Annotated in this window: 24 protein-coding genes and 1 riboswitch; of the genes, 9 read left to right on the top strand and 15 right to left on the bottom strand. The window is 60.6% G+C overall.

Annotation, left to right across the window (positions count from 1 at the left end):
* Positions 1–7 precede the first annotated feature (7 nt).
* Genes Q4D83_RS05015 through Q4D83_RS05000 form a run of 4 tightly spaced genes read right to left on the bottom strand, consistent with a single transcriptional unit; the run spans position 8 to position 4,116 of the window.
* Entirely contained in the window at positions 8–1,186 is a 1,179-nt protein-coding gene (locus tag Q4D83_RS05015) for an MFS transporter (RefSeq protein ID WP_303173508.1), read from the bottom strand.
* A gap of 50 nt (positions 1,187–1,236) precedes the next feature.
* A complete protein-coding gene (locus tag Q4D83_RS05010; RefSeq protein ID WP_303173602.1) occupies positions 1,237–2,268 on the bottom strand; it encodes an ABC transporter substrate-binding protein in 1,032 nt (343 codons plus the stop codon).
* A gap of 34 nt (positions 2,269–2,302) precedes the next feature.
* Complete coding sequence (locus Q4D83_RS05005; RefSeq protein WP_303173507.1) at positions 2,303–3,064, bottom strand: ABC transporter ATP-binding protein; 762 nt, start codon at positions 3,062–3,064, stop codon at positions 2,303–2,305.
* Positions 3,064–4,116 carry an iron ABC transporter permease gene (locus Q4D83_RS05000; protein WP_303173506.1) on the bottom strand — a complete coding sequence of 351 codons (1,053 nt, stop codon included), beginning with the start codon at positions 4,114–4,116 and terminating at the stop codon, positions 3,064–3,066. The genes Q4D83_RS05005 and Q4D83_RS05000 overlap by 1 nt, the downstream gene beginning before the upstream one ends.
* Before the next feature lie 48 nt (positions 4,117–4,164).
* Positions 4,165–4,373: riboswitch (cobalamin riboswitch) on the bottom strand.
* Between the two features lie 20 nt (positions 4,374–4,393).
* Here Q4D83_RS05000 and Q4D83_RS04995 point away from each other — a divergent pair.
* Entirely contained in the window at positions 4,394–4,708 is a 315-nt protein-coding gene (locus Q4D83_RS04995; protein ID WP_303173505.1) for a hypothetical protein, read from the top strand.
* Between the two features lie 266 nt (positions 4,709–4,974).
* Positions 4,975–6,189, top strand: a complete 1,215-nt coding sequence (locus Q4D83_RS04990) for an RtcB family protein (RefSeq protein ID WP_303173504.1) — start codon at positions 4,975–4,977, stop codon at positions 6,187–6,189.
* On the opposite strand, the gene Q4D83_RS04985 is transcribed toward Q4D83_RS04990, so the two are convergent.
* A complete protein-coding gene (locus Q4D83_RS04985; protein WP_303173502.1) occupies positions 6,170–7,219 on the bottom strand; it encodes an NAD(P)-dependent alcohol dehydrogenase in 1,050 nt (349 codons plus the stop codon). The two genes, Q4D83_RS04990 and Q4D83_RS04985, sit on opposite strands and share 20 nt — an antisense overlap.
* Before the next feature lie 125 nt (positions 7,220–7,344).
* Between Q4D83_RS04985 and Q4D83_RS04980 the strand changes: the two genes are divergently transcribed.
* Positions 7,345–7,572, top strand: a complete 228-nt coding sequence (locus tag Q4D83_RS04980; protein ID WP_303173500.1) for a hypothetical protein — start codon at positions 7,345–7,347, stop codon at positions 7,570–7,572.
* Between the two features lie 166 nt (positions 7,573–7,738).
* Positions 7,739–7,930, top strand: coding sequence for a hypothetical protein (locus Q4D83_RS04975; protein WP_303173497.1), 192 nt, complete (start codon positions 7,739–7,741; stop codon positions 7,928–7,930).
* Positions 7,931–7,991: 61 nt separating this feature from the next.
* On the opposite strand, the gene gatA is transcribed toward Q4D83_RS04975, so the two are convergent.
* Both gatA and gatC read right to left on the bottom strand, forming a co-directional pair.
* Positions 7,992–9,482, bottom strand: coding sequence for an Asp-tRNA(Asn)/Glu-tRNA(Gln) amidotransferase subunit GatA (gene gatA, locus Q4D83_RS04970; protein ID WP_303173496.1), 1,491 nt, complete (start codon positions 9,480–9,482; stop codon positions 7,992–7,994).
* Positions 9,483–9,486: 4 nt separating this feature from the next.
* On the bottom strand, positions 9,487–9,780 hold the full coding sequence (gene gatC / locus Q4D83_RS04965; RefSeq protein ID WP_303173495.1) for an Asp-tRNA(Asn)/Glu-tRNA(Gln) amidotransferase subunit GatC: 294 nt from the start codon (positions 9,778–9,780) through the stop codon (positions 9,487–9,489).
* Between the two features lie 177 nt (positions 9,781–9,957).
* Between gatC and Q4D83_RS04960 the strand changes: the two genes are divergently transcribed.
* The 3 genes from Q4D83_RS04960 (at position 9,958) to Q4D83_RS04950 (ending at position 12,224) form a co-directional block, all read left to right on the top strand.
* The gene (locus tag Q4D83_RS04960; protein ID WP_303173494.1) at positions 9,958–10,617 is read left to right on the top strand and encodes an amino acid-binding ACT domain protein; all 660 of its coding nucleotides are present in this window, start codon (positions 9,958–9,960) and stop codon (positions 10,615–10,617) included.
* Positions 10,618–10,696: 79 nt separating this feature from the next.
* The gene (gene galE, locus Q4D83_RS04955; protein ID WP_303173492.1) at positions 10,697–11,692 is read left to right on the top strand and encodes a UDP-glucose 4-epimerase GalE; all 996 of its coding nucleotides are present in this window, start codon (positions 10,697–10,699) and stop codon (positions 11,690–11,692) included.
* 100 nt (positions 11,693–11,792) lie between these two features.
* Positions 11,793–12,224, top strand: a complete 432-nt coding sequence (locus tag Q4D83_RS04950) for a hypothetical protein (RefSeq protein ID WP_303173491.1) — start codon at positions 11,793–11,795, stop codon at positions 12,222–12,224.
* On the opposite strand, the gene ligA is transcribed toward Q4D83_RS04950, so the two are convergent.
* The gene (gene ligA / locus Q4D83_RS04945; RefSeq protein ID WP_303173490.1) at positions 12,221–14,257 is read right to left on the bottom strand and encodes an NAD-dependent DNA ligase LigA; all 2,037 of its coding nucleotides are present in this window, start codon (positions 14,255–14,257) and stop codon (positions 12,221–12,223) included. The genes Q4D83_RS04950 and ligA overlap by 4 nt on opposite strands.
* An 84-nt stretch (positions 14,258–14,341) precedes the next feature.
* Between ligA and Q4D83_RS04940 the strand changes: the two genes are divergently transcribed.
* On the top strand, positions 14,342–15,031 hold the full coding sequence (locus Q4D83_RS04940) for a 3'-5' exonuclease (protein ID WP_303173489.1): 690 nt from the start codon (positions 14,342–14,344) through the stop codon (positions 15,029–15,031).
* Here Q4D83_RS04940 and Q4D83_RS04935 read toward each other — a convergent pair.
* Positions 15,028–16,002: a hypothetical protein gene (locus Q4D83_RS04935; RefSeq protein ID WP_303173488.1), complete on the bottom strand. Its 975-nt coding sequence runs from the start codon at positions 16,000–16,002 to the stop codon at positions 15,028–15,030. The genes Q4D83_RS04940 and Q4D83_RS04935 overlap by 4 nt on opposite strands.
* On the bottom strand, positions 15,996–17,093 hold the full coding sequence (gene mnmA / locus Q4D83_RS04930) for a tRNA 2-thiouridine(34) synthase MnmA (RefSeq protein WP_303173487.1): 1,098 nt from the start codon (positions 17,091–17,093) through the stop codon (positions 15,996–15,998). The genes Q4D83_RS04935 and mnmA overlap by 7 nt, the downstream gene beginning before the upstream one ends.
* Positions 17,094–17,210: 117 nt before the next feature.
* On the opposite strand from mnmA, the gene Q4D83_RS04925 reads away from it, so the two are divergent.
* Positions 17,211–18,515: an MFS transporter gene (locus tag Q4D83_RS04925; protein WP_368502180.1), complete on the top strand. Its 1,305-nt coding sequence runs from the start codon at positions 17,211–17,213 to the stop codon at positions 18,513–18,515.
* Here Q4D83_RS04925 and Q4D83_RS04920 read toward each other — a convergent pair.
* The 5 genes from Q4D83_RS04920 to Q4D83_RS04900 all read right to left on the bottom strand — a co-directional run bounded on the left by Q4D83_RS04920 (position 18,512) and on the right by Q4D83_RS04900 (position 23,409).
* Positions 18,512–19,621 carry a cysteine desulfurase family protein gene (locus tag Q4D83_RS04920; RefSeq protein WP_303173485.1) on the bottom strand — a complete coding sequence of 370 codons (1,110 nt, stop codon included), beginning with the start codon at positions 19,619–19,621 and terminating at the stop codon, positions 18,512–18,514. The genes Q4D83_RS04925 and Q4D83_RS04920 overlap by 4 nt on opposite strands.
* The gene (locus tag Q4D83_RS04915) at positions 19,618–20,568 is read right to left on the bottom strand and encodes an electron transfer flavoprotein subunit alpha/FixB family protein (RefSeq protein ID WP_303173484.1); all 951 of its coding nucleotides are present in this window, start codon (positions 20,566–20,568) and stop codon (positions 19,618–19,620) included. The genes Q4D83_RS04920 and Q4D83_RS04915 overlap by 4 nt, the downstream gene beginning before the upstream one ends.
* Positions 20,569–20,581: 13 nt before the next feature.
* The gene (locus tag Q4D83_RS04910) at positions 20,582–21,361 is read right to left on the bottom strand and encodes an electron transfer flavoprotein subunit beta/FixA family protein (RefSeq protein ID WP_303173483.1); all 780 of its coding nucleotides are present in this window, start codon (positions 21,359–21,361) and stop codon (positions 20,582–20,584) included.
* A gap of 84 nt (positions 21,362–21,445) precedes the next feature.
* Positions 21,446–22,582: an SAM-dependent methyltransferase gene (locus Q4D83_RS04905; protein ID WP_303173482.1), complete on the bottom strand. Its 1,137-nt coding sequence runs from the start codon at positions 22,580–22,582 to the stop codon at positions 21,446–21,448.
* On the bottom strand, positions 22,579–23,409 hold the full coding sequence (locus Q4D83_RS04900; protein WP_303173481.1) for an ABC transporter ATP-binding protein: 831 nt from the start codon (positions 23,407–23,409) through the stop codon (positions 22,579–22,581). Before Q4D83_RS04900 ends, Q4D83_RS04905 begins: the two co-directional genes overlap by 4 nt.
* Positions 23,410–23,438 lie beyond the last annotated feature (29 nt).

Here is a 23,438-nt window from a genome sequence, read left to right as displayed (position 1 = left end):
CGAGATGTTACGCCGACGGTGCCGGTTCGGAAATTTTTACCAATCCACGCTGCGTCAAAACGATCGCCGATAGCATCCACGCCCCCGCCAAGCACACGGCCACCGTATAGATTGAGAGTTGGGTGAGCATCACCGTGGTTACCGCAAACCCCAACGGGGCAGAAACCTGGCCGATCGCCATAAAGAGGGAAAACGCCCGGCCACGCAAGTTTTCGGGAACTGACTCGGTGACTAAAATCATCTGCAAAGGGCCGATCACGCCCCCACCAATGCCGGCGATGGCCATGCCCGCAAGCAAGATCCACTGATTGGACAAAAAGCCCATACCCACGAACCCCAATGTGAAGCACAGCATGGAAACAGACCACACCAGTTTGCGGTTGCCGGACCCCGTAGCCGCAATCGCGGCGCCGCCGACCATCATGCCCACCGCGTAGCCAGCGTGGACGACACCCATCATTGTCGGGTTATTCACATTCTGAAAATGCGCCGGCACAAGCACCATCAAATAGGGAGTGACCAGCATAGAACCAATGAATTGCGCACTAGCCATAATGCGGATCATTGGGGCTTTCAAAATGCTCAACCACGCGTCCAATGAGAAAGCTTCGGAAGTCATCTCGCCCGCAGTTACACGCACTAACGAGGTCAAAGCCGCGGCAAGCAATGAACACGAAGCCGTCACCACCAGCACCTGGGAAATAGGAAGATTCGCCAACAGCAAGCCCGCCAACACCGGCCCAAGGAACATCGACATCCCAATGAGCGTCTGCTGAACACCCGAAATCATATCCAAAGATTTTCCGGACGCCTTCGCCACATCTCCGGCGAGGGCGGCGCGCGCGGCCATGCCCGGGACGTCGCCAAGCGCGCCGAGAATGCCAATAGCGATAAACCACGCGAGGTTTAACTGACCCCAAGTGTCCACAGCGATCAGCGCAATTACCGACGCCCCGCTCACCACATCCGAAACAACACTCATGCGCTTACGCCCAAAAGTGTCAATCAAATGGCCGCCAAAAATGGCGAAAATCAGTGAAGGGACAGCAATCGCCGTGACGACAGTGCCAGCGGCCGCCGGATCACCTGTACGTTGCAAAACAAGCCACGGCCACACCACCATCGCCAAACTATTGCCCACCAACGATATCGCAGCCGATCCTAAGTACAAGGAAACTGTTTTCAAGATGAATCCTCCTAGGATCGTCGCGAAATCTTAGCTACGTAGACTTCAGATTATTGAAAGTACTCCGTACCCGGGAGATTGTCCGGCAACGCCAGAGCAGGCTTAATATCCGACTTCGGGGCAAGCTGGAACTTTTCCAAACCCTTGCGCACATGTTCGGCGGCATCAATGTTCAGCGGGCTAGATGTCCACATCGCATACGGGAGGTTAATAAAACGGTTTTCCTTCACCGCAGGGAGATCCTTAGTGACGGGGTTTTCCTTAAGGATCTTCACCTTTTCTTCGAACTCTTGCCCGGGGTACTCGACGAACACAAACACGTCAGGTTTGGTTGCGGTGAGGTGCTCCCAGCCAACCTTGGTCCAGGTATCCTCAACATCCTCGGCGCCATTCTTCGCGCCGGCAGCCTCGAGGATCGCCTGCGGAGCGCCAAACTTACCCGAGGTGAAAATCGTATCAGAGGCGGAATCGAATACGAAAGCCACTGGGGCGGTGTCCGGCTGATCCGCCGTACGCAGCGCGGCAAGGCGATCCTGCTGATCCTTCACAACCTTGTCGGCGGTCTCCTTATTGCCGGTGATGGCGCCGATGTTGGCAAGGTCCATTTCCACGGCTTCCCAAGGATCCACAATGCCCCGCTTGGTGGTGCCTTCCTGGCGGCACGACTCAGTAAGGATGTACGAATCGATGCCTTGATCCTTCAACGAATCCGGGGTGAGGTTTTTACCTTCGTCGAACCCGTAGTTCCAACCGGCAACGAAAATGTCGGGCTGTTTGCTCACGACCTCTTCGAGGGATGGGTATTCCTTGGCCACACTGTCGAGGCCAGAAATGACATCCTTGCCGTACTTTGCGGACAAAATATCAACATCACGCTGCATCGAACTAACATTCGCGATTTTGTCTTGGGCGCCGGCCGAAAGCGCGATCGAAATGATGTTGCCGTCGTTGACGAACAGTTTGTCCGCTTGGGCATACGTCACCTCCTTGCCACAGTTGGTGATGGTGACGCCGCCATCAGCTACCGTATCGGCGGTCTGGCCGCCACATGCGGCAAGGAATAGCGCCGAACCAGTAAGCAGCGCAAGAGTGTACTTTTTCACGGTTTCTCCTGTATCAGAGTGAATCAACAATAAGGTGCGTGCGCGTAGCTTCTGGAAGCTTGGTTAACATCGCCTGGACGTTAAACACCTCGCGCACATGGTGTGGGAGCAGAACCTCTTCCGGCGGGCCAGCCGCGAGCATGCAGCCCTCGTGCAAGACCACCACTTGGTCAAAGTGGGAAACGGCGAGGTCAAGATCGTGAATCGTGGCCAAAATGGTACGGCCCGATTCGCGCAACACCTTGAGCAGTTGCAGCTGGTGGTGCACGTCAAGGTGGTTCGTTGGTTCGTCGAGCAACACCAAATCAGTCCCTTGGGCGAATCCCCGGGCAAGCAGCGCGCGGCGCCGTTGGCCGCCGGATAACTGATCGCACGAACGATCAGCAAGGTCCGCGAGACCGACCAAGGCAAGTGACTCAGCGACAATGCGGCGTTCCTTGCTGCCACCAAGTTGCCAGGACTTCAAATGCGGCAGCCTACCCAGGGCAACCATTTCAGACAGCGTGAGATCGCCAGGCGGGGACTCCTCCTGCCCCACCAGCGTCAACTGTTGGGCACGGTGACGAGGACGCATCGCATGCACATCGGCACCTTCAAGCAGTACGGAACCCGCGTGCAGTGCAGTAATGCCGGCGATGCCGCGGAGCAGCGTGGACTTTCCGGCGCCGTTGATGCCCACGAGTGCGGTCATGCTGCCGCGCGCCACAGTAAAGGAAATATCGCGAACAATGGTGGTTGCGCCGATGCCCGCCGCAACACCCCGAATATCGAACATTAGTTCTGGCCTCCGAAGTGGTAGCGGCCCCGGGCCATCAGAATCAAAAACATTGGTGCGCCGAGCACACCAGTAACAACACCCAACGGAATTTCCTGCGGGGGCGCCGACACCCGTGCAATGACATCAACCCACAGCAAGAACAGCGCGCCGGTCGCCATCGCAATAGGCAACAGGCGCCAGTGCAACGACCCCACCAGCATGCGCGCCAAATGCGGAATAACCAGCCCCACGAACCCAATTCCGCCGGCGACAGCGACCATGCAGCCGACCAGCAACGCTTGGATAAAAAACAGGACCTGTCGCAGAACGCCTACACGAACACCAAGCGCGGCCGCGGTATCGGGGCCCGCAGCCAGCGCGTCCATATGGTTGGAAATCAGCATTAATGCCAACGCCGCGATCATCACAATTGCAAAAGGAAGCGCAAGTTTGTTCCACTGTGCGCCCGCCACGGAGCCAAGCATCCAAAACATGACGCCCTGCGCCGCACGGGCATCTGGCCCCTTGAATACAAGGAAGCTTGCCATGGCGGAGAACGCCGAGGAAAGCACCACCCCAGACAAGATCAGCCGCAACGGAGTGAGGCCGCCTTGAGCCATCGTAATGCCGTACACGGTCGCCGTGGCCACGAGCGCACCGATCAACGCGCCACCCGAAAGTGCGTACAAACCCAACGAGGAAAACACGCCGAAGGTCAATACCGCGGTGGCACCGACACTGGCACCCGCAGAAACCCCAAGCAAGTACGGATCCGCAAGCGGGTTTCGCACAAGAGTTTGCATTGCGACGCCCGCGAGCGCCAAGCCAGCGCCCACAATCAACGCAAGCAACCCCCGGGGCACTCGCAACTCCCACACAATTGAATCAATTGCCTGATCAGGTCCCTTGGCGCCGTTGAGCCGGGCCCACACAACTTCCCAAACGGCGCCACGAGCGTAGTCGACAGAACCAAACGTCAATGAGATGACAAAGCTCACCGCGATGAGCAGCAAAAGCAGCACGAACAACGCTACGGTGAGCGCGTTTTTGCGCACACCAGTTCCAGTCATGTGGAACTCCTTCAACACTGCCCCTCCATCTCGAACGCGGAGACGAAAGGAGCCCAGCGAAGAGCCGGCAGGTATTCGGACTCGTTGGATCACCCCACCCCCAATGCACCTTCCCAGCCTGAAAGACCAGTGGCGACTCCCAATTTGGGGGTAGTACCCAATCACCGCTGCGCGCCAGTTTCGGATTCTCACCGAGATTCCCTTGACCAGCTCACTGACGGTTCGAATTGTAGCCCACCGAACGTTGAAACGACTAAAGCGAGTACATTAGTTTGCTATGAAGTTCAAAAACGCGTCCGAAGTTAAAACTGCACCTATTGTGGCTACTGGGCTCATCGGTGGGTGGCTCACAGCCCGCGAGACCGGGGTCCGTCCCCTCGGCGGAGCGCTCCTCGCCGCGGCTGGCGTATGGGCGGCGCGCAGCTGGTATGCCAAGGGCGGCGTGCCGTTGGCAGCCGGGTTAAGCACCGCCTACATCGCCGCGTTCGGGCTATCCCATCCCCTTGCCAAAAAGATCGGCGCGTGGCCCGCAGTACTAGCCGTGACCAGCGGTGTTGCCGGCGCTGCACTGGCGCTTTCCGACACCCAGTAGCACCCCCGAATGCGGGCAGGTTTCCGCACCTGTGCTAATCATAATTTTGGTAAATCACCCCGACTACGACGAAAGGACGCGAGATGCGGCGAGAACAGCAAAATCCAAGCATTGTGCGTCCTGCGTGCGTATTGCGGGGTCATTGACCTCACGAGCTCGAATCGCAGGACGCCTCACAGTCAGAATTCACTTCTGGCGGGGGCGGTTTTTTGTGAGAACCTGCGCTTCCCCCGCCGCAAACTTTTGGAAAAGGACAGGGGAAACCCATGGCTCGAAACCGACGCGCTCACCACGCGTCTCGCATCGCGGAAATCACTCAGCACAAGCCGAAAGTGCACATCTTCGCTAGCGAAATCGAAGACTCCACCGTGGAGCAGGCCAACGCGACGGCAAAACTGCCGTTCGTCTACCCCCATGTGGCGCTCATGCCCGATGCACACACCGGACTCGGTTCCTCGGTGGGAACCGTATTCGGCACAATCGGTGCGGTGATCCCAGCCGCAGTTGGGGTGGACATCGGTTGCGGCATGATCGGGGTTCGCACCCAGTTCACTGCCGCTGACCTGGCGGAAAAGCAGCTAGAGAATCTCCGGGATGCCATCATTCGCGCGATTCCACTCTCGCCTGGGCGTTACAACCGCGGCCGCCTGGAGCCGACTGCGGATGCGCGCTGCCGGGAGCTCGAAGCGATGGCGATCGAGCACGACGTCGATTTGCGGCACTCCCCCAAATGGCGGGAACAGCTGGGTTCCTTGGGCGGCGGCAATCACTTCATCGAATTATGCCTCGATGAGGATGACGTGGTGTGGATGTTCCTGCACTCGGGCTCCCGCGGCGTAGGCAATAAGATCGCGCAGAAACACATCGCCATCGCGCAAGCCAACATGGTGAAATGGTGGATTCCCATCCCCAATGCAGACCTAGCGTACTTCGTGGAAGGCACCCCCGAATTCGACTCCTACATCAACGAACTTCGGTGGGCACAACACTTCGCGTTTTTGAACCGCGAGGAAATGATGGACCGCTTCTCCCGCTGCCTCAGCGCCTTCATGGGCGAGCCAGTCGAAGAGGTGCAGCGCATCAACTGTCACCACAACTACACGGTCAAAGAGCACCACTTCGGCCGCGACGTATGGCTGACTCGCAAGGGCGCCATCCGCGCAGATGAGGGAACATTGGCGCTCATCCCGGGGTCCATGGGCACCGCGTCCTATGTGGTCGAGGGCAAGGGTTTCGCACCCGCGCTGCACTCGGCGCCGCATGGGGCGGGGCGTCGATACTCGCGGACGGAGGCGCGGCGGCGCTTCACCGAGGCCGACCTTGCCGCGCGCATGGAGGGCATCGTCTACCGGCCCGGCGACGCGTGGGTCGACGAAATCCCCGACGCGTACAAGGACATCGACCAGGTAATGGCGGACTCGGAAAAACTAGTGGAAATTAAGCACAAGCTGCGGCAAGTGCTTAATGTGAAGGGAACGTAGCGGTATCGATAACGAAGCGGAACTTCACGTCGCCTGCAACAACGCGATCGTAGGCGGCATCCACTTCGTCAACGCCGATTTTTTCAATGACGGCGCCGATGCCGTGGCGTCCGCAAAAGTCAAGCATGTCCTGGGTTTGCCGAATCCCGCCAATATTCGAACCCGTGAGCACCTTGCCGCCCATAATCAAACTCCCGAACGAAAGCTGTTGACGCTCCGGAGGCAAACCAACAACCACCATCACCCCGTGCGGCTTCAGCAAGCGCAAGTACGCATCCACGTCAAGGTCGGCGCTGACAGTATTGAGAATGAAATCGAATTCACCCCGGTACCTGCGGAAAAACCCCTCCTCGGTGGTGGCCAACGTACGAGCCGCCCCAAGTTGACGGGCCTCGTCCTCCTTCGCAAGCGACCGGGATAACACGGTCACGTCAGCGCCGAGCGCAGCGGCGATCTGCACCCCCATGTGGCCAAGGCCGCCGAGGCCCACCACCGCAACCTTGGAGCCTGCGGTAATACCCCACCGCTCGATCGGGGAAAAGGTCGTGATCCCGGCGCACAACAACGGAGCCGCGACGTCAAAATCCAACGCGTCAGGGATGCGGCACACGAACCGCTCGTTGACCACGATTTTTTGGCTATATCCGCCTTGGGTAATGGTGTCGTCGACGTCGCGGGAATTATAGGTGCCTACTGCTGCCGGGCAGTTTTGTTCCTCCCCTTGGCGGCACCACTCACACTCACCACACGCATGTACGAGGCAGCCGACGCCGACGCGATCCCCCACCCGCCAGGCAGAAACCTCTGCACCAACCGCGGAAACTACCCCCGCAATCTCGTGGCCGACCGTGAGCGGGAAATGCGCCTCGCCCCACTCGTTGCGGATGGTGTGAATGTCGCTGTGGCAAATACCTGCGGCTTTGATGTCGATGACTACGTCGTCAGCACGCGGGTCACGCCGCGGCAAATCCACAACCTGGAACGGCGCATCGGGGGATATTTTCTGCAAAGCTTTCACGGTGAACGGCATGCCTCGCAGTATATGAGCGATTGTTTTGCGCCGCATAGTGGAAATGATGTTCTATATATACGTGCGACGAACGTGTCGGCTAGCATCGACACCAGCAAACCGATCCAATGAGGGAGAAGTACACCGTGCCGCAACAACATCCACCGATCACCGCCCACCCAGTTGGGGTGAACGTGCCGTCAAGCGTAGACCTCATGAACACCGGGTCTTACGGCTCCTCACAATTGATTACCCCCGGCGGCTTCGGGCGCGGACTGCAGGTGTTAGCCGACCTGATGCCCTTGACGTCCTACAGTTTCACCGCACAATTTTTATCGATCATTCCGATAGATCACTTCGCGCATCTTTCGTAGCCCCTAATAATTGGGGCGAAACGATTTCCACGTCCGCGGCTAATACATAAGAAGACCCAGCCCACGCAGCACCTCGTTGCGTATGCCGGGGTCGATTGTAGGTTTGGGCAAACAACCCCTACAATGTAGAACCCAAGAACTACTTCATCAGAAAGGGCAGACCTTTATGAACACCGCAGTACCAGTAGCAGCACCCACGAGCTCCGAAATCGTCTCCGACGCAACCTACGGTTCCATGGCGTTCGTTGGCTCCGACTTCAACACCGGGTCGGCCGTCCTCAACAGCCTGCCGGGCATGCTTTCCTTCAACATCACCTCGCAGCTGCACCAGTTCCTGAACCTCATCGGGATTTCATAACTGCATACCCACTCCACTAGGGGCCGCGCAGCGAAAGCGCGGCCCCTTTTTTGCCCCTAGGTTAGTGAGCAGCCTCGAATGCCGCGCCAACCTTGTACAGGCGGTCATCGGCAAACGCGGGCGCCATAATCTGCAAACCAACCGGCAGCTGCGTATCCGGCGCCAAACCAGCCGGCAGCGACATGCCACACAACCCCGCAAGGTTCAGCGGCAGGGTGCACAAGTCGAAGTTGTACATAGCCAACGGATCGGACACCTTTTCGCCGAGCTTAAAGGCGGTCGTCGGGGTCGTCGGCGACACCAACACATCACACTTCTCATATGCGGCGGCGAAATCACGGGCGATCAACGTGCGCACACGCTGCGCCTGCAAATAGTACGCGTCGTAATAGCCGACCGATAGCGCATACGTACCCAGGATGATCCGGCGCTTCACCTCCGGGCCGAAGCCCGCGGCACGGGTCAAAGCCATCACCTCATCTGCGGAACGGGTGCCATCATCACCCACACGCAAGCCGTAGCGCATACCGTCGAACCGGGCAAGGTTTGAGGAAACCTCGCACGGCAGAATGAGGTAGTACGCCGCGAGCGCGTCGTCGAAATGCGGACAATCCACCTCAACAACTTCCGCGCCTTGCTGCTCCAGTTGGGTCACTGCCTTGTGGAACTGCTCGAGCACGCCCGGCTGGTAGCCGTCCCGATCAAACTGCTTGACCACGCCCACGCGAACCCCGCGCAGATCCCCCTGTGCGCCCTCCCGCGCCGCCGCCACCACGGGGGCTACGGGCCGGTTCACGCTGGTCGCATCATGACGATCATGACCTGCAATAACCTCGTGCAGCAACGCAGTATCCATCACGGTGCGCGCGGTCGGCCCACCCTGATCGAGCGAGGAGGCGCACGCCACCAAACCGTAGCGGGACACGGTACCGTACGTCGGCTTCACGCCCACCGTGTTTGTCAACGCCGCGGGCTGTCGAATGGACCCACCAGTATCCGTACCAATCGCCAACGGGGCCTCACCCGCAGCCAATGCAGCTGCGGAACCGCCACCGGAACCACCAGCCGTACGCTCCAAATCCCACGGATTATGGGTGGGCCCATAGGCAGAGTTTTCGGTTGACGAACCCATAGCGAATTCATCCATGTTGGTCTTGCCCAAGATGGGAATGCCAGCTTCGCGGATGCGCCGAGTGACGGTAGCATCGTACGGCGCCATGTAGCCTTCCAACATTTTCGAAGCGCACGTCGTAGGAGCATCCGTAGTGGTAAACACGTCCTTCAGCGCGAGGGGCACACCTGCCAACGGCGAGGCGGGGGCCTCACCCGCATCCAACCGCGTATCGACATCCCGCGCAGCCGCCAACGCTTCCTCCGCACTCACGTGCAAAAAGGCGTGGATTTCGCCGTCGATTTCGGCGATACGATCCAGGTGCGCTTGGGTGACCTCCACGGAGGAAACCTCGCGCGCGTGAATCTTTTCCGCCAGCTCCGCGGCGGTCAGTTTGGTCAACTCGTGGGCGGTTTCGGCGCCGACAAGATACTTGTTCATTGTGTTATTCCCCCAAAATTTGCGGTACGACGAAACGCTGCTCGGCTACTTCAGGAGCCTGATCGAGAGCTTGTTGCGGGGTGAGAGTTTTTTCCACAACATCTTCACGCATGGCGGTGTGGATCGCGTGCGGGTGGCTCATCGGCTCCACCCCTTCCGCGGCGACCTGCCCCACAGCACTCACGTTGGCAATGATCCCGTCAATCTGATCCGCAAATTGATCGAGTTCTTCCGCGGTAAGAGCAAGGCGAGCCAAGCGTGCAAGGTGAGCGAGTTCATCGCGTGAAATTTCAGGCACGGTTGCGTATCCCCTTCTGTTGTTCAGGGTGTCTGATTCACTCAGCTTAACGTAGCCTCTTGCGCCCCACTTGATCGGGCCGGACTTGATCACACCTGGGAACTATTCGCCCCCGCGATCCGTTCAAGAACATGAAGGTAGTTCGTTTCCGCCAGGCGCTAAGGAGAGTTTCCCACCATGTCGTATCTGATTCGTGTCGTCCTGCCCGACGTTCCCGGCAGCCTTGGGCAATTGGCAGACGCGTTCGGCGTAGTCGAGGGCAATATCCAATCGGTGGACGTGGTTCATCACGCGCCCGACGGAACCGTCATCGACGACATTGTGGTGACCCTGCCTTCCGCGAAACTTCCCGACAGTCTCATTACCGCTGCCCAACAACTCCCCGGCGTGGAGGTGGATTCCATCCGACCGTTCACTGGGACCGTGGATCGCCGCGGTCAAATCGAAATGCTGGCCGCCGTGGCCTCGCACCGCCGCGACGTGCGGCGCGCAATGGAGGAACTGGTGGCGGTAATTCCGCGGACCATGACCTCCGGCTGGGGCATCGTGCTTGACGTTGCGGACGGTTCCAGCCGGATCGCAGCCTCGCCCGCCGCCCCAGCGGATGACGGCTCCTCCCCCGCCATTGAACTCGACGGCGCGTGCGTGCTCACGCCCGAGCATGACCCGTGGGTTCCTCCCGGCTGGGCCATGCTGGATTCCGCGCTGGCTGCCACCTCGATTGACGGTACGTCCTTGGTGCTAGTCATTGGGCGCCCCGGTGGCCCGGATTTCTTGGCCAGCGAGGTGGAGCACTTGAGCGACGTCGGCACGATCATTGGTTCGATTCTGAATTAGCAGCCTCAATACCTTTCGCGCCTTCTGTGAGTAACATCGGAACTGTTTGAATACCCTACGAAGTGCGAAGGAGCACCGAATGAAGGTCCTCGTCACTGGCGGTGCAGGTTTTATCGGCAGTACCGTCACCTCACGGTTGTTGGATAGTGGGCACGACGCCGTCATCGTGGATAATTTTTCCACGGGGCGGCGTGAATTCACTTCTGGGCGCCCCGCATATGACGGCGACTTCGCGGACCGCGAACTGCTGGACACGATTTTTGAGCAGCATCCCGACATTTCAGCGGTGCTGCATTGCGCGGCGTTGATTGTGGTGCCGGAGTCTGTGGCGGATCCGGTGAGCTACTACCGCAACAACGTGTCCAAGACGCTGGAGCTGATGGATTATCTCAATGCCCGCGGCTGTCACCGAATGGTGTTTTCGGGTTCTGCATCGATCTACGCGCTCACCGACGATTTCACAGTTGATGAAGACTGCCCCTTCGACCCAATGAGCCCCTACGCGCGCACGAAAGCCGTGCTTGAGGGCATGATGGCGGACGTCGCCGCGGCGACCGATCTGAAGATCATCTCCCTGCGGTACTTCAACCCGATCGGCGCGGACCCGCAATTGCGCACCGGCCTGCAATTGGAGAAGCCAACCCATGCCCTCGGCAAATTGATTGAGGCGAAGGAGACCGGTGAGCCGTTCCAAATCACCGGTGTGGACTGGCCCACCCGCGACGGCTCCGGTATTCGCGACTATATCCACGTGTGGGACCTCGCCGCCGCCCATGTCGCAGCGCTGGAACGCTTTGACACCATCATGGCTGACGGCACCTACCTGCCCATCAATTTGGGCACGGGCAGGGGCACCACGGTACGCGAATTGGTTGCCGCATTCGATGAGGTCACGGGCACCCCCCTCCAAACTGTCGACGCCCCGCCCCGCCCCGGCGACGCAGCCGGCGTGTATACCCGCAGCACGCGGGCGAAAGAACTTTTAGGTTGGGAAGCGGAACACAGCATCAGTGAGGGCATCGCCGATACCTTGAAGTGGTTTGAGGTCCGAGGCAGCATCCTTCAAGGCTTTTAAGATAGAAAGAATCCGCGACGACACAATGACGCCTCCGCAGATCCCCCCGAACGACTTTCCAATAGCTCTCAGTCGGGTAAACCAAGGCACCCTGCTTGCATTGGTGCAAGCCACGCAAGCGCAGGCGGACGGCAGCCGCATTGCCGAGGTGACGCTGATTCCGCGCGGGGACGGCGTGGAGGTGTTCTGGGGAAACCTCAGCCTAGGGACTGTGGCGCAACTGGGCGGGCATGCCAACAGCTACGTGCGGGTTCATGGCGGCCGCTGTTACCTTGCACCCATTTCCTCAGGTGAGATGCATTGGGCGGTGTTTTACCCACTAGTCATGATCGCTGGCTGCAGCGTGACTTGTGTTGGCTTGGCGCTGATGTTGGGTGTGCTGATCCTCGTTGCCGACATGAACACGGATTCGTTGGCAATGTTGACCATCATCAATCTCAGCGCGTTTCTCGCGTTAATTTCTCCGTGTTTGGCCGCCGCGGCGGGGCACACGTATCGAGTGCGCCAGCGCCACCGGCGAGGGGTCTCCTAAAACTCCCCAGTCTCCAACAACCGCACGAAGCCATCTTCGTCGAGGATGGGCAGGCCAAGGTCCCGCGCCTTCGTTTCCTTCGACCCAGCGTTTTCGCCGACAACCACGACGTCGGTCTTCTTTGACACCGAGCCGGACGCCTTGCCGCCACGGGCCAAAATGGCGGCCTTCGCGGAATCCCGCGTGAAGCCGGTGAGCGAACCGGTGACCACCACGGTTTTACCTGCCAGGGTTTGCGGGATTTCCTCGACGGCTTCGTCCTCCATACGCACACCAGCCGCAGCCCAGCGCTCCACAATATTGCGGTGCCAATCCACCTCAAACCACGCTTTCAGCGAATGGGCGATAATGGAACCAACCCCGTCGGTTTCGGCGATTTCATCCACCGAGGCTTTCAGCATGGCGTCGATGGAGCCGTAACGTGCGGTAAGCGCCCGCGAGGCGGTGGACCCCACATGCCGGATGGATAGCGCAACGAGGACCCGCCACAGCTCCACGCCTTTCTGCTCTTCAAGATTGCGGAGCAATTTCTTCCCGTTAGCGTTTACCTTGCCGGCTTTGGTCGTATAAACGCTCGACTTCAGCAGTGCGCTTTCATCCAGGTCAAACAGTGTGGCCTCGTCGGTGAGGATGCCGGAATCGACAAGGTCCGCCGCGCCTTTTTCCCCAAGCGCCTCGATATCGAAGGCACCCCGCCCGGCAAGGTGAGCCAGCCTGCGTTTGATTTGGCTAGGGCAGGATCGTGCGTTGCCGCACCGCCAATCCACGTCGCCTTCCTTCGCGGGGGCAAGTTTCGTGCCGCACTCGGGACAATGCTCCGGGAACACAAACTCGTATTCGGTGCCGTCGCGGAGTTCCACCACGGGCCCGAGCACCTCCGGGATGATTTCGCCGGCTTTGCGGATCACCACCGTATCGCCAATGAGAACACCTTTGCGCTTCACTTCGGTGGGGTTGTGCAGCGTAGCCATCGAAACGGTCGAACCGGCCACGAACACCGGTTCCATTACCGCTTGGGGGGTAACGCGCCCCGTGCGACCCACCTGCACGCGAATATCCAGCAGTTTCGTGGTCACCTCCTCCGGCGGATACTTGTACGCGATCGCCCACCGAGGCGCCCGCGACGTCGCCCCCAATGCCCGCTGTTCGGCCATGGAGTTCACCTTGATCACAAGGCCGTCCATTTCGTGGGCGGGGTCGTGACGATGCTTCTCCCAATAACGGACACGCTCGTGAACTTCCTTTGGTGTGGTTACAACACGAACATCGTCGGACACCGGCAGGCCCCACGCCTTCAGCGCCTCATAGGCCTCGGATAAGCTCTTCGGACTAAACCCCTCCACTGCGCCAATACCGTGGCAAATGATGCCAAGTTTCCGTTTACGCACATCCTCAACGTTCTTCTGGCGCAGCGACCCGGCGGCGGCGTTGCGCGGATTAGCAAACGGTTTACCACCTTCAGCGATGCGCTGGGCGTTGACCTCCCCGAAATCCGCCACCGCAATAAACACCTCGCCACGGACTTCTAACAATTCTGGGATCGGGAACTGCTCGCTGGCTTCAAGCTCGTGCGGCAAGCCGTGGATCACCCGAGCGTTTTCGGTAACGTCTTCACCGACGCGGCCGTCGCCACGCGTGGCGGCGCGATCGAGTTTGCCACCCCGGTACACCAGGTCCAGCGACAGGCCATCAATTTTTAATTCGGTAATGTATTCGGCGGCCGGGGTGCGGGCCAACCATTCGGAAAGCTCCTCCGAATCGAAGACGTTATCAAGGCTGAGCATACGTTCAAGGTGCGCAACGTTCGCAAAGCTGGACGTCACCGACGGCGGGGCGCCGACCTGCATCGTCGGACTGTCCGGAACCGCCAACTCGGGGTGCGCTGCCTCCAAATCTTGCAGCTGCTTCAGCAGCGCGTCGAAGTCAGCATCGGGGATGCTCGGCTGATTGTTGTAATACAGATCGCGGTGATGGCGCACCTGCTGGGCGAGCTCGTCCCATTGGCGCCGCAATTCGGTGGAGATGGCAGTCATGGGAGATAAGTGTAGTCAGCCACCCCAACAGCTACCCCGCAGGGCACACGTAGTTTCGAAAAGCCGGAACGGCTGTGCGGCGCGATGTCTAAGGTAGGTGGCATGGCCCATTTTGATACCTCCGCAATGCTCAGCTTCGACCTTGAAACCACCTCCGCAGACCCGAAAGAAGCCCGCATTGTTACCTCGGCGATGGTGCGCATCCACGGCCGAGACGTCACCCCCGTCGAACTCCTCGCCGACCCCGGGGTAGAAATCCCCGAGGAAGCCACCAAGGTCCACGGCATCACCACCGAATACGCACGTACGCACGGCAAACCACACGAGGAAGTCTTGCGTGAGACAATCGCTAGTATCCAACGCGGTTGGGCCGACGGGCTCACGCTCATCGTGTTTAACGCGGCGTACGATTTATCGGTGTTGCGTAGCCTGACCGGTGACTTTTTGGTCACTGGACCGGTGTACGACCCGTTTGTGATCGACCGTGCCAAAGACCCGTACCGGAAGGGGCGGCGAACGCTGACGGATTTGTGCGACTTTTACGGTGTGCGGCTCGACAACGCCCACGAGGCGACCTCCGACGCATTAGCGGCGGCCCGCATCGCGTGGAAGCAAACGAAAATGTGGCCGGAACTCGCAACCATGGACAGTGACCAACTCATGGAAGCCCAGGCCGTGTGGCACCACCACCGGCAAACTGACTTCCAGCGCTACCTCAAGGGTCAGGGCAAGGATCCGAACACCGTGAACACCGCGTGGCCGATGATGAGCTAGAGGTCGCCGGCATCGCGGACAAGCATGTCGTTGATTTCGCGCGCAGTCCGCAACGCTGCCGCCGCGCCCAGGAGCGAACGCGTGTGCAAATCCCCAAGTGGGTGAATATCGACGGCCGTGACCAGCAACGCGCGCTCCAAGCCCAGCGTGTCCCACCACGCCGCGATCCGCTGGGCGGTGGCGCGCGAATCAGTTTCCGCGGTGAGTGTGAGCCCGAGGCCAATGCGAGTGCCTTCGGAAACGGCGTGACCGAGGGCGTCGAGCTGGTCCGTGCTGGTGATAGCGGACCATGCCACGTGGATTACATCGGCTCCGCTACCTCGGGCGGCGTCCCACACCACAGTCGAATTCGAAAGGTTCAGGCGCACCGCGGAGAAACCAGGCAGCGGTTCGATCAGCTCCTTAAGGCGTGCCCCAAGCTCCGGCGCGGCAAGTGCGGGAATCGGGTCAAACTGCGTGGTGCCGCCGATGGCGCCAGCGGCAAGTCGCTGCAGCAACGGCTCGTCGATTTGCAGCTGCAGGGAGCAATCGAAACGACCGCGCAAATCGTCGGCAAGCCGAACGATCGCGTGGCCCAAATGCTCAGTGATATCTCGGAGCGCACCTGTGTCGGTGAGCGCACGATGCCCGGCGGCCGTTTCGACCGATGCCGCGAGCGACCACGGGCCCACTACCTGCATTTTTAACGCATCCAAACGGGACCAGGTGGCCTCGCACTCGTCGAGGTCCGCGGCTGTGCGATCCCATAACCGGCGGGTGGAAAGCTGCGGCCGTGTGGTGAGGACCCAGCTGCGGGCGCGGGCGTCGATAGGCAGCTCAGGCATGAGCGAAAAGGTGCGGCCAACAGCATCGGAGCCAAGACCGCGATCAGGTAATTGTGGCAAGCACACCAATTCGGATTCGCCGGCAATGACGTCCGCGGCGGCCGCCACATCGGTACCCGGCATCTCCCCCAAACCGAACGCTACCACGATCGCCCCGTACCGCAAATGGTGCCGGAGCCCAGCACGATATCGCCGCAGCTATCTGGCAGGTACAGCACCGCGGCTTGGCCACGGGCCACCCCAAACAACGGCTCGGCAAGCTTCAGCGTCATGCTATCCGGGCCAACCTCGGCGCGGCAGGACACCACGCCACCGTGCGCCCGCACCTGGACCTCACAATCGAACTCACCGTTCATTGCAGGGTGAAGGACCTTGATGCGATCCGCGTGAATCACCCGCACCGCAAGGCTCTCCCGGGGACCCACCGTCACGGTGGCGGTGGCGGCGTCGATATTGGTGACGTAACGCGGGCGACCATCGGCGGCCGGGTTCCGCAAATCCAAGCCTTTACGCTGGCCGATCGTGAACTCGTGCACCCCGTCGTGTTCCCGAAGCACCGCGCCCTCCTCATCCACGATCAGCCCCGGGCGCAGGCCAATACTCCGCCCCAGAAACGCCTGGGTATTTCCGTCCGGGATAAAGCAAATATCGTAGGAATCCGGTTTTGATGCCACCGAAAAGCCAAGCTGCGCGGCCTCTTCGCGGATCTGGGGTTTACGGGTATCACCCACGGGAAACATGCAGCGCGAGATTTCCTCCGGGCCGAGCACCCCGAGGACGTAGGACTGGTCTTTTTCAGGGTCGATGGCGCGCCGCAGATATCCGTCGCCACCATCCACTGGTTGCGTCAGCCGCGCATAGTGGCCGGTGGCGATCGCGTCGAAACCAAGCGCAATACCGCGCTCCAACAAGGCTGTAAACTTGATTTTCTCGTTGCAGCGCAAGCACGGGTTCGGAGTTTCACCGGCCTCGTAGGAAGCGATGAAATCCTCGATAACGTCGTGGGCGAAACGGTCCGAAAAATCCCACACATAGAACGGGATGCCGAGGTGATCACACACGCGGCGGGCGTCCGCGGAATCCTCGAGCGAACAGCAGCCACGGGCGGACTCACGCACCGCCTGTGGGTCGCGCGCGAGCGCCAGGTGCACGCCAACCACGTCGTGGCCGGCCGCCACCGCTCGAGCTGCAGCGACCGCCGAATCCACGCCGCCGCTCATCGCCGCGAGTACGCGCATGTGTTCCTCCTCGTCTTGGTAAGGATTGCAGTGTAATCACTACCTTCCGATTGTGTCCATTACAAGCCCCACCCCCCAGTAAGTGTATTTATTACACATATGTGCCATAGTGGAAACATGTTAAGCCGCAGCGAACGTTTAGACGAACTCCCCGTATCCCGCAAGCATTACCGTATGCTCGGCATCTCCGGCGTAGGTTGGGCGCTGGACGCCATGGACATCGGGCTTATTTCCTTCATCATGGCCGCACTAGCCGTGCACTGGAACCTCAACGCCACGCAGGTCTCCGTCCTCGGATCCATCGGTTTCGTCGGCATGGCACTCGGCGCAACCCTCGGCGGTTTACTGGCAGACCGCTTCGGCCGCCGCAACGTGTTCGCATTCTCCATGCTCGTCTATGGGCTGGCTACCGGCGCCTCCGCGCTATCGAGCGGGCTGGCCATGCTGCTGGCGTTGCGGTTTCTCGTCGGCCTCGGACTCGGCGCCGAACTACCAGTCGCCTCCACGTACGTTTCGGAATTCTCCCCGCGGCGCGTTCGCGGACGCATGGTGGTCATCCTCGAAGCGTTCTGGGCGGTAGGGTGGATTCTTGCCGCCATTATCGGAACAACAGTGGTCACGGCGGGCAACTCCGGTTGGCGGTGGGCGCTAGCACTCGGCGCAATTCCGGCAATTTATTCGATGATTGTACGGCGCGGCCTACCCGAATCCGTGCGCTTCCTCGAGCTGCGGGGCCGCCACAACGAAGCCGAGGCAATCGTTCGTTCCTTCGAGCAGGCCGCCGAGCACACCAGCGCACCTGCGCGTATCGACGCCCCCACTTCCGCACCCGTTACCGCCCGCTCCATCTGGTCCGCTCCCCTGCGCGCTCGCACGGCAAACCTGTGGGCTATCTGGTTTTGCATTAACCTTGCCTATTACGGCGCCTTTATCTGGATCCCCTCGATCTTGGTGGCGCAAGGGCACGATCTGCTGAAATCCTTCACATACACGCTCATCATCACCCTGGCGCAATTGCCGGGCTACGCGTGCGCCGCTCTCCTCATTGAACGCTGGGGCCGCCGCAACACCCTCGCCGCCTTCCTATTTGGCTCGGCGTTAGCCGCCGGATTGTTCGGATTCGCGGAGTCTCCGGAGGGGATCATCGCGGCGGGATGCATGCTGTCCTTTTTCAACCTAGGCGCCTGGGGCGCGCTGTATGCCATCGGCCCAGAGCTCTACCCCACGTCGCTACGAGGTGCGGGCACGGGTGCGGCGGCCGGTTTCGGCCGCATCGCCTCCATAATCGCGCCCCTGATCGTGCCGCCGCTATTGGCCCTCGGCGGGGTGCCCAGCCTATTCGCGCTCTTCGGCGGGGCGTTTGCAATCGCCACGCTGGCGGCCTGGCTACTACCAGAGGGGAAAGACCGCGCACTCGCCTAGGCCATGCCTGCGATACGGGCGCGGCGCACCACATCCCCCACCTGTGCAGCCACCGCATCAATATCCGCCGCCGTGGTGGTACGCCCCAGGCTAAAACGCAACGCACTACGGGCGTGCTGCTCGCTCACGCCTTGAGCCAACAGTGTTTCGCTCGCCCGGTTGACCCCGTGCGCACAGGCCGAACCAGTGGAACACTCGATACCAACCGCATCGAACAACATGATCAAACTATCGCCTTCGGCACCTGGGAAGGACACAAACAGATGCCCTGGCAGCGCGCCGTGGGACGGGGTGTGAATCAGCACGTCGTCCACCTCCGCAAGGATGCGATCGCGCAACTCGTCGCGCAGCCCGGCAAGGCGGGTGTGTTCAGCCGCCATGGTTGCTACGGCCTCTTCCAATGCAGCTGCGGTGGCAACCGCGCCGGCGACATCGACCGTACCGGGACGCAAGCCGCGTTCCTGGCCGCCGCCAGTAAGCACAGGTTTCGGGGCTGGAGACCGTTTGGCGAGCAGCAGCCCAACACCTCGCGGCCCGCCAAACTTATGTGCGCTTGCGCTTAGCGTGGTGGCCCCCACGCCGCGAAACGACACCGGCAAATGTCCCACCGCCTGCACCGCATCAACATGAACTGGCGTTTGACCTGCGGCGGCGATCACGCGGTCAATTGGCTGAATCGCGCCAGTTTCATTATTCGCCCACATACAGCAAATCACCGCTGCGGGAGTGGAGAGCGCGTCAAGGTCGGCGACTACCCCATCGCTACCGACCGGCAACCACTCAGGCTGCGAAGCCAGCGCGCGCACCGTCTCAAGGACGGACGGGTGCTCGATTGGGGTGGAAACAATCCGCGGGGATTGGGAAGCGGCCGCCAAGCCACGCACGGCGAGATTATTGGCCTCAGTACCGGAGGCGGTAAAAATCACCTCCACGGGGTGGCAATCCAGCACGCCGGCAATCCGTTCGCGTGCTTCCTCCAGGGCGCGGCGAGCGCGCCGCCCAGAAGCGTACTGACCACCGGGGTTGAGCAGTTCGGATGCCTCCAGCCACGCCGTCCGAGCGCACTCCCGCAACGGCGTGGTGGCGGCGTGGTCGAGGTAGGTCATCGGCGCCGAAGCTCCTCGATAAGTTCGGGGACGATCTGGTGCACATCGCCCACCACACCCAGATCAGCAATTTCGAAAATGGGAGCATCTTCATCATTGTTTATGGCGATAATCGTCTTGGACGTTTGCATCCCGGATTTGTGCTGGATCGCGCCCGAGATACCGAGACCGATGTACAAGTCCGGGGAGACCGTGACGCCCGTCTGGCCGATCTGGTACATGCCGGGATAATAGCCGTTGTCCACGGCGTCACGGGTTGCGCCGACAGCGCCTTGCAGGGCGTCGGCAAGTGGTTCGACGAGGTCGTGGAAACCTTCCGCGGACCCCACGCCCCGGCCGCCAGCGACGACAACCTTCGCCTGAGTCAAGTCTGGACGCATGCCCCGCTGCGCCGGTTCAAATGCGGTAACGGTGACATCCTTGGCGGTAGCACCCGGAAGTTCAAGGGTTACCACTTGACCCGCGGCGGGTTGCGGCTGCGCGTCCACCGCGCCGGGGCGCAATGTGTACAGCGGGCAGGTACCCCCCACCGCCGCGGTCACCGCAATGGTATCGCCAAAAATGGACATCTGTGCGGTTCGATCGGCGTTGACACCCACCACGTTGCACAACACGCCACTGGCTAGGCGCGCGGCGAGACGACCCGCGGCCTCGTTGCCCACCACGTCGGCGGCAAGCAGAATCGGGGCGGGGTTGGTGGAAGCGAGCAGCGTGAGGGCGTCCACGATCGGGAGCACCACCCGGCTGGACACAGAATCGGATTCGGCCGCCACGATTTGGTCTGCGCCAAGCTGCGCCAACGCCGGGGCAAGCGCCGCAGCGGTACCGGGAGCACCCACCACAACGGCAGACACAGCGCCGAACACCTTGGCGGCGGTAATGAGTTCCCCGGTGACGGCGTCGAGTTCGCCGCCGGAGTGTTCGACCGCAATATATGCGAAAGACATTGGTTTCAGGCTCCTAGATCAATTTTTGGGCGGCGAGGAATTCGATGATTTCAGCGGCACCGTTGCTGCGCACGATTTCGCCGCTGGTGCGTTCGGGACGGGTTTCGGCGGAACGCACCACGGTGACCGCGTGCGCTAGGCCAACTTGCTCTGGGGCAACGCCGATTTCCGCAAGTGTGAGCGTACGAATCGCGGCCTTTTTCGCGGCCATGAGGCCCTTGAAATTCGGGAACCGCGGCTTGGCGGACTGCTCGGTGACGGACACGATGGCGGGCAGCGGCGCAGTGACGTGGTATTCGCCGTCGTGGGATTCGCGCACGCCGGCCAGTTGGCCGTCCGCCAGGGTGAGCGAACGCAGGTTCGTTAATGCGGGAAGTTGACGGTACTCGGCCAGCATGCCCGGCAACGCGCCACAACCGCCATCGGAGGAAGCGTTGCCGGCAACGATCAGCTGCACGTCGTCGAGGGCGTTGAGCGCATTATGCAGCACCCACGCCGTGCCGAGCATATCGGAGCCCGCAAGGCTGGGGTCGGTGACCAGCACAGCATCGTCAGCACCCATGGCCAAGGCTTTGCGCAACGCGGTTTCGGCGCGCTGCGGGCCCATGGAGAGGGCGACCACGCGGAACCCTTCGTTAGCTTCCCGAAGTTGCAGCGCCTGTTCAACCGCGTATTCGTTAATTTCATCGATAACTTCGTCCACACCTTCACGATGCAGAGTAAAGTCCGGATTTAATGTCTTTATCGACCATGTGTCCGGCACATTTTTCACCAAAACCACGATTGTGGACATGAAGTTGGGCACCTTTCTGTTCGCGCAAACGCAACACATCATAGTCGCCGCACGCCCAAAGCGCACGACAAACTAAGGCTACACTTACCCGCGTTGTCGTGGCTCGCACACGAACGCCACCCCGCGCGAGCCGATCCGCGTGCACACCACCGCCAACGGCCGCGTGCCTCGCAGCTTGCACTCACGCCGCAATCGATCGGGGTCCACATCTAGTCCACGCACAAGGATTTCCACACTGCCGCATCCCCAGGACCGCAACCGCTGTTTCAAACGTTTCATCGACACTTCCTCAAGGATCCGGAAACCGCTGTAACCGCGCGGAATCCGATTGCCAGTGAGGTAGGCAATGCGCTCATCCAGCATCCACAAGCCTTCACGCTGGGCAAAGTGGCGAACAAGGCCAGCGCGCACAATCGCACCATCGGGGTCGATAATGTATTCGCCAGGGCTTGCCGCGCCGACATTAGAGTCGAACGTATCGTCAATAACGTCGCGGGTATCGCCACGCAACACCACCGCCTCTCGACGTCGCCCCTCCCCCAACGCCGCGCTATACAAACAGGCTTCCTTCACACCCCCTTCGAGGCTGACCACACTGACCAAACCGGGCCAACCCGAAAAATCAAGCCCCGGCGCACACTTAATAGCTATGTTCGAATCACGCCAGGTGTGCAACAACCTCGGCAACGGCGGAATCAACTGATCCGGCGAGCTAATCCGGCGGCCACCGTCACGGCGCGCGGGATCCGCCACGACGACGCTGGCGGCGGTGATGGCGGGAGTCAGGGCGTCGGCAAGCAGGTACGGCGCGGGGACATTGTAGCGCGCCATGAGCACTCGCGGCAGGGAGATATCGGCGCCGATGTAACCCAAACCAGCCGCCAACATCGCATGACCCTCCGTGCCAATCGAGCAGGTCACATCGAGAACTTGGCACTCTCCAAGGGTGCGATACAGCCGATCCGCGCGCACCTGCGCAACAGCCAACGCCGTGGCCTGCTGCGCGGAATCCCGGCACATGAGCCAGTGCTCCGGCAACTTGCCTGCGGCACTGCGGCGCGCCTGAATCAACTCCGCAACCGCGCGCGCACCCTCGCCGAAACGTTCACGCAGCAACGCGGTGTCACGGAGAAGCGTCGCCGGAGTCAGCGGCGCATCCACCTCCGCAAATTCGTCCGCATGTTCGGCGAGAAAACGGACTTCGGCGGGGCTGAACGTCACCCCGTCACCTTCCGATGCACGCCGCCGGGCCGCAACCTGCGGGCAAAATAGCGGCCGTCAATCTTGTCAATACTGATCGGCTGATGGAAAGCGCGGGTCAAGTTTTCGCTGGTCAGCACGTCATCGATCAAACCTTGGGCGACCACGGAACCCTCGTCAAGCAGCATGGCGTGGGTGAAGCCATTAGGGATTTCCTCAACATGGTGTGTGATCATCACTATCGCCGGGGCGTCCGCATCCATAGCGAGGTTCCCGAGGTAGCCCACAAGATCTTCACGACCCCCTAAATCTAACCCCGCACCGGGTTCATCGAGGATTAACAGTTCCGGGTTGGTCATCAACGCGCGCGCCACAAGCACCCTTTTTCGCTCGCCTTCACTCAACGTTCCCCAGCTCCGATGACGCAGATGCAATGCGCCAACCTGTTCGAGGATTTCGTCGGCTTGGTCGAAGTCCATCTCCTCGTAATCCTCGCGCCAGCGCCCCAAAATCGCATACCCGGCGGACACCACAAGGTCACCCACTTGTTCGTTGGGCGGAATGCGGTTACCCAAGGCCGAAGACGACATTCCGATCATGGTGCGAAGGTCCCGCATATCGGTTTTTCCGACGCGCTCACCCATGATGTATGCCTGCCCGCCAGACGGGTATTCCTCCGCCGCGGCGAGCCGAACAAGCGTAGTTTTCCCGGCGCCGTTGGGGCCAATAATCACCCAGCGTTCATCTAATTCAATCTGCCAGTCAACCGGCCCAACAAGCGTTTTTCCACCTCGAACAAACGTTACATTTCGAAAATCTACAAGGAGATCTGGATCAATATCATTCACACTTCTATCATGGCTGAACTCTTGTGAGT

The organism is Corynebacterium sp., from assembly GCF_030532715.1.
In the GTDB taxonomy this organism is placed as follows: domain Bacteria; phylum Actinomycetota; class Actinomycetes; order Mycobacteriales; family Mycobacteriaceae; genus Corynebacterium.
This window is presented reverse-complemented; position numbering and strand designations above follow the sequence as displayed.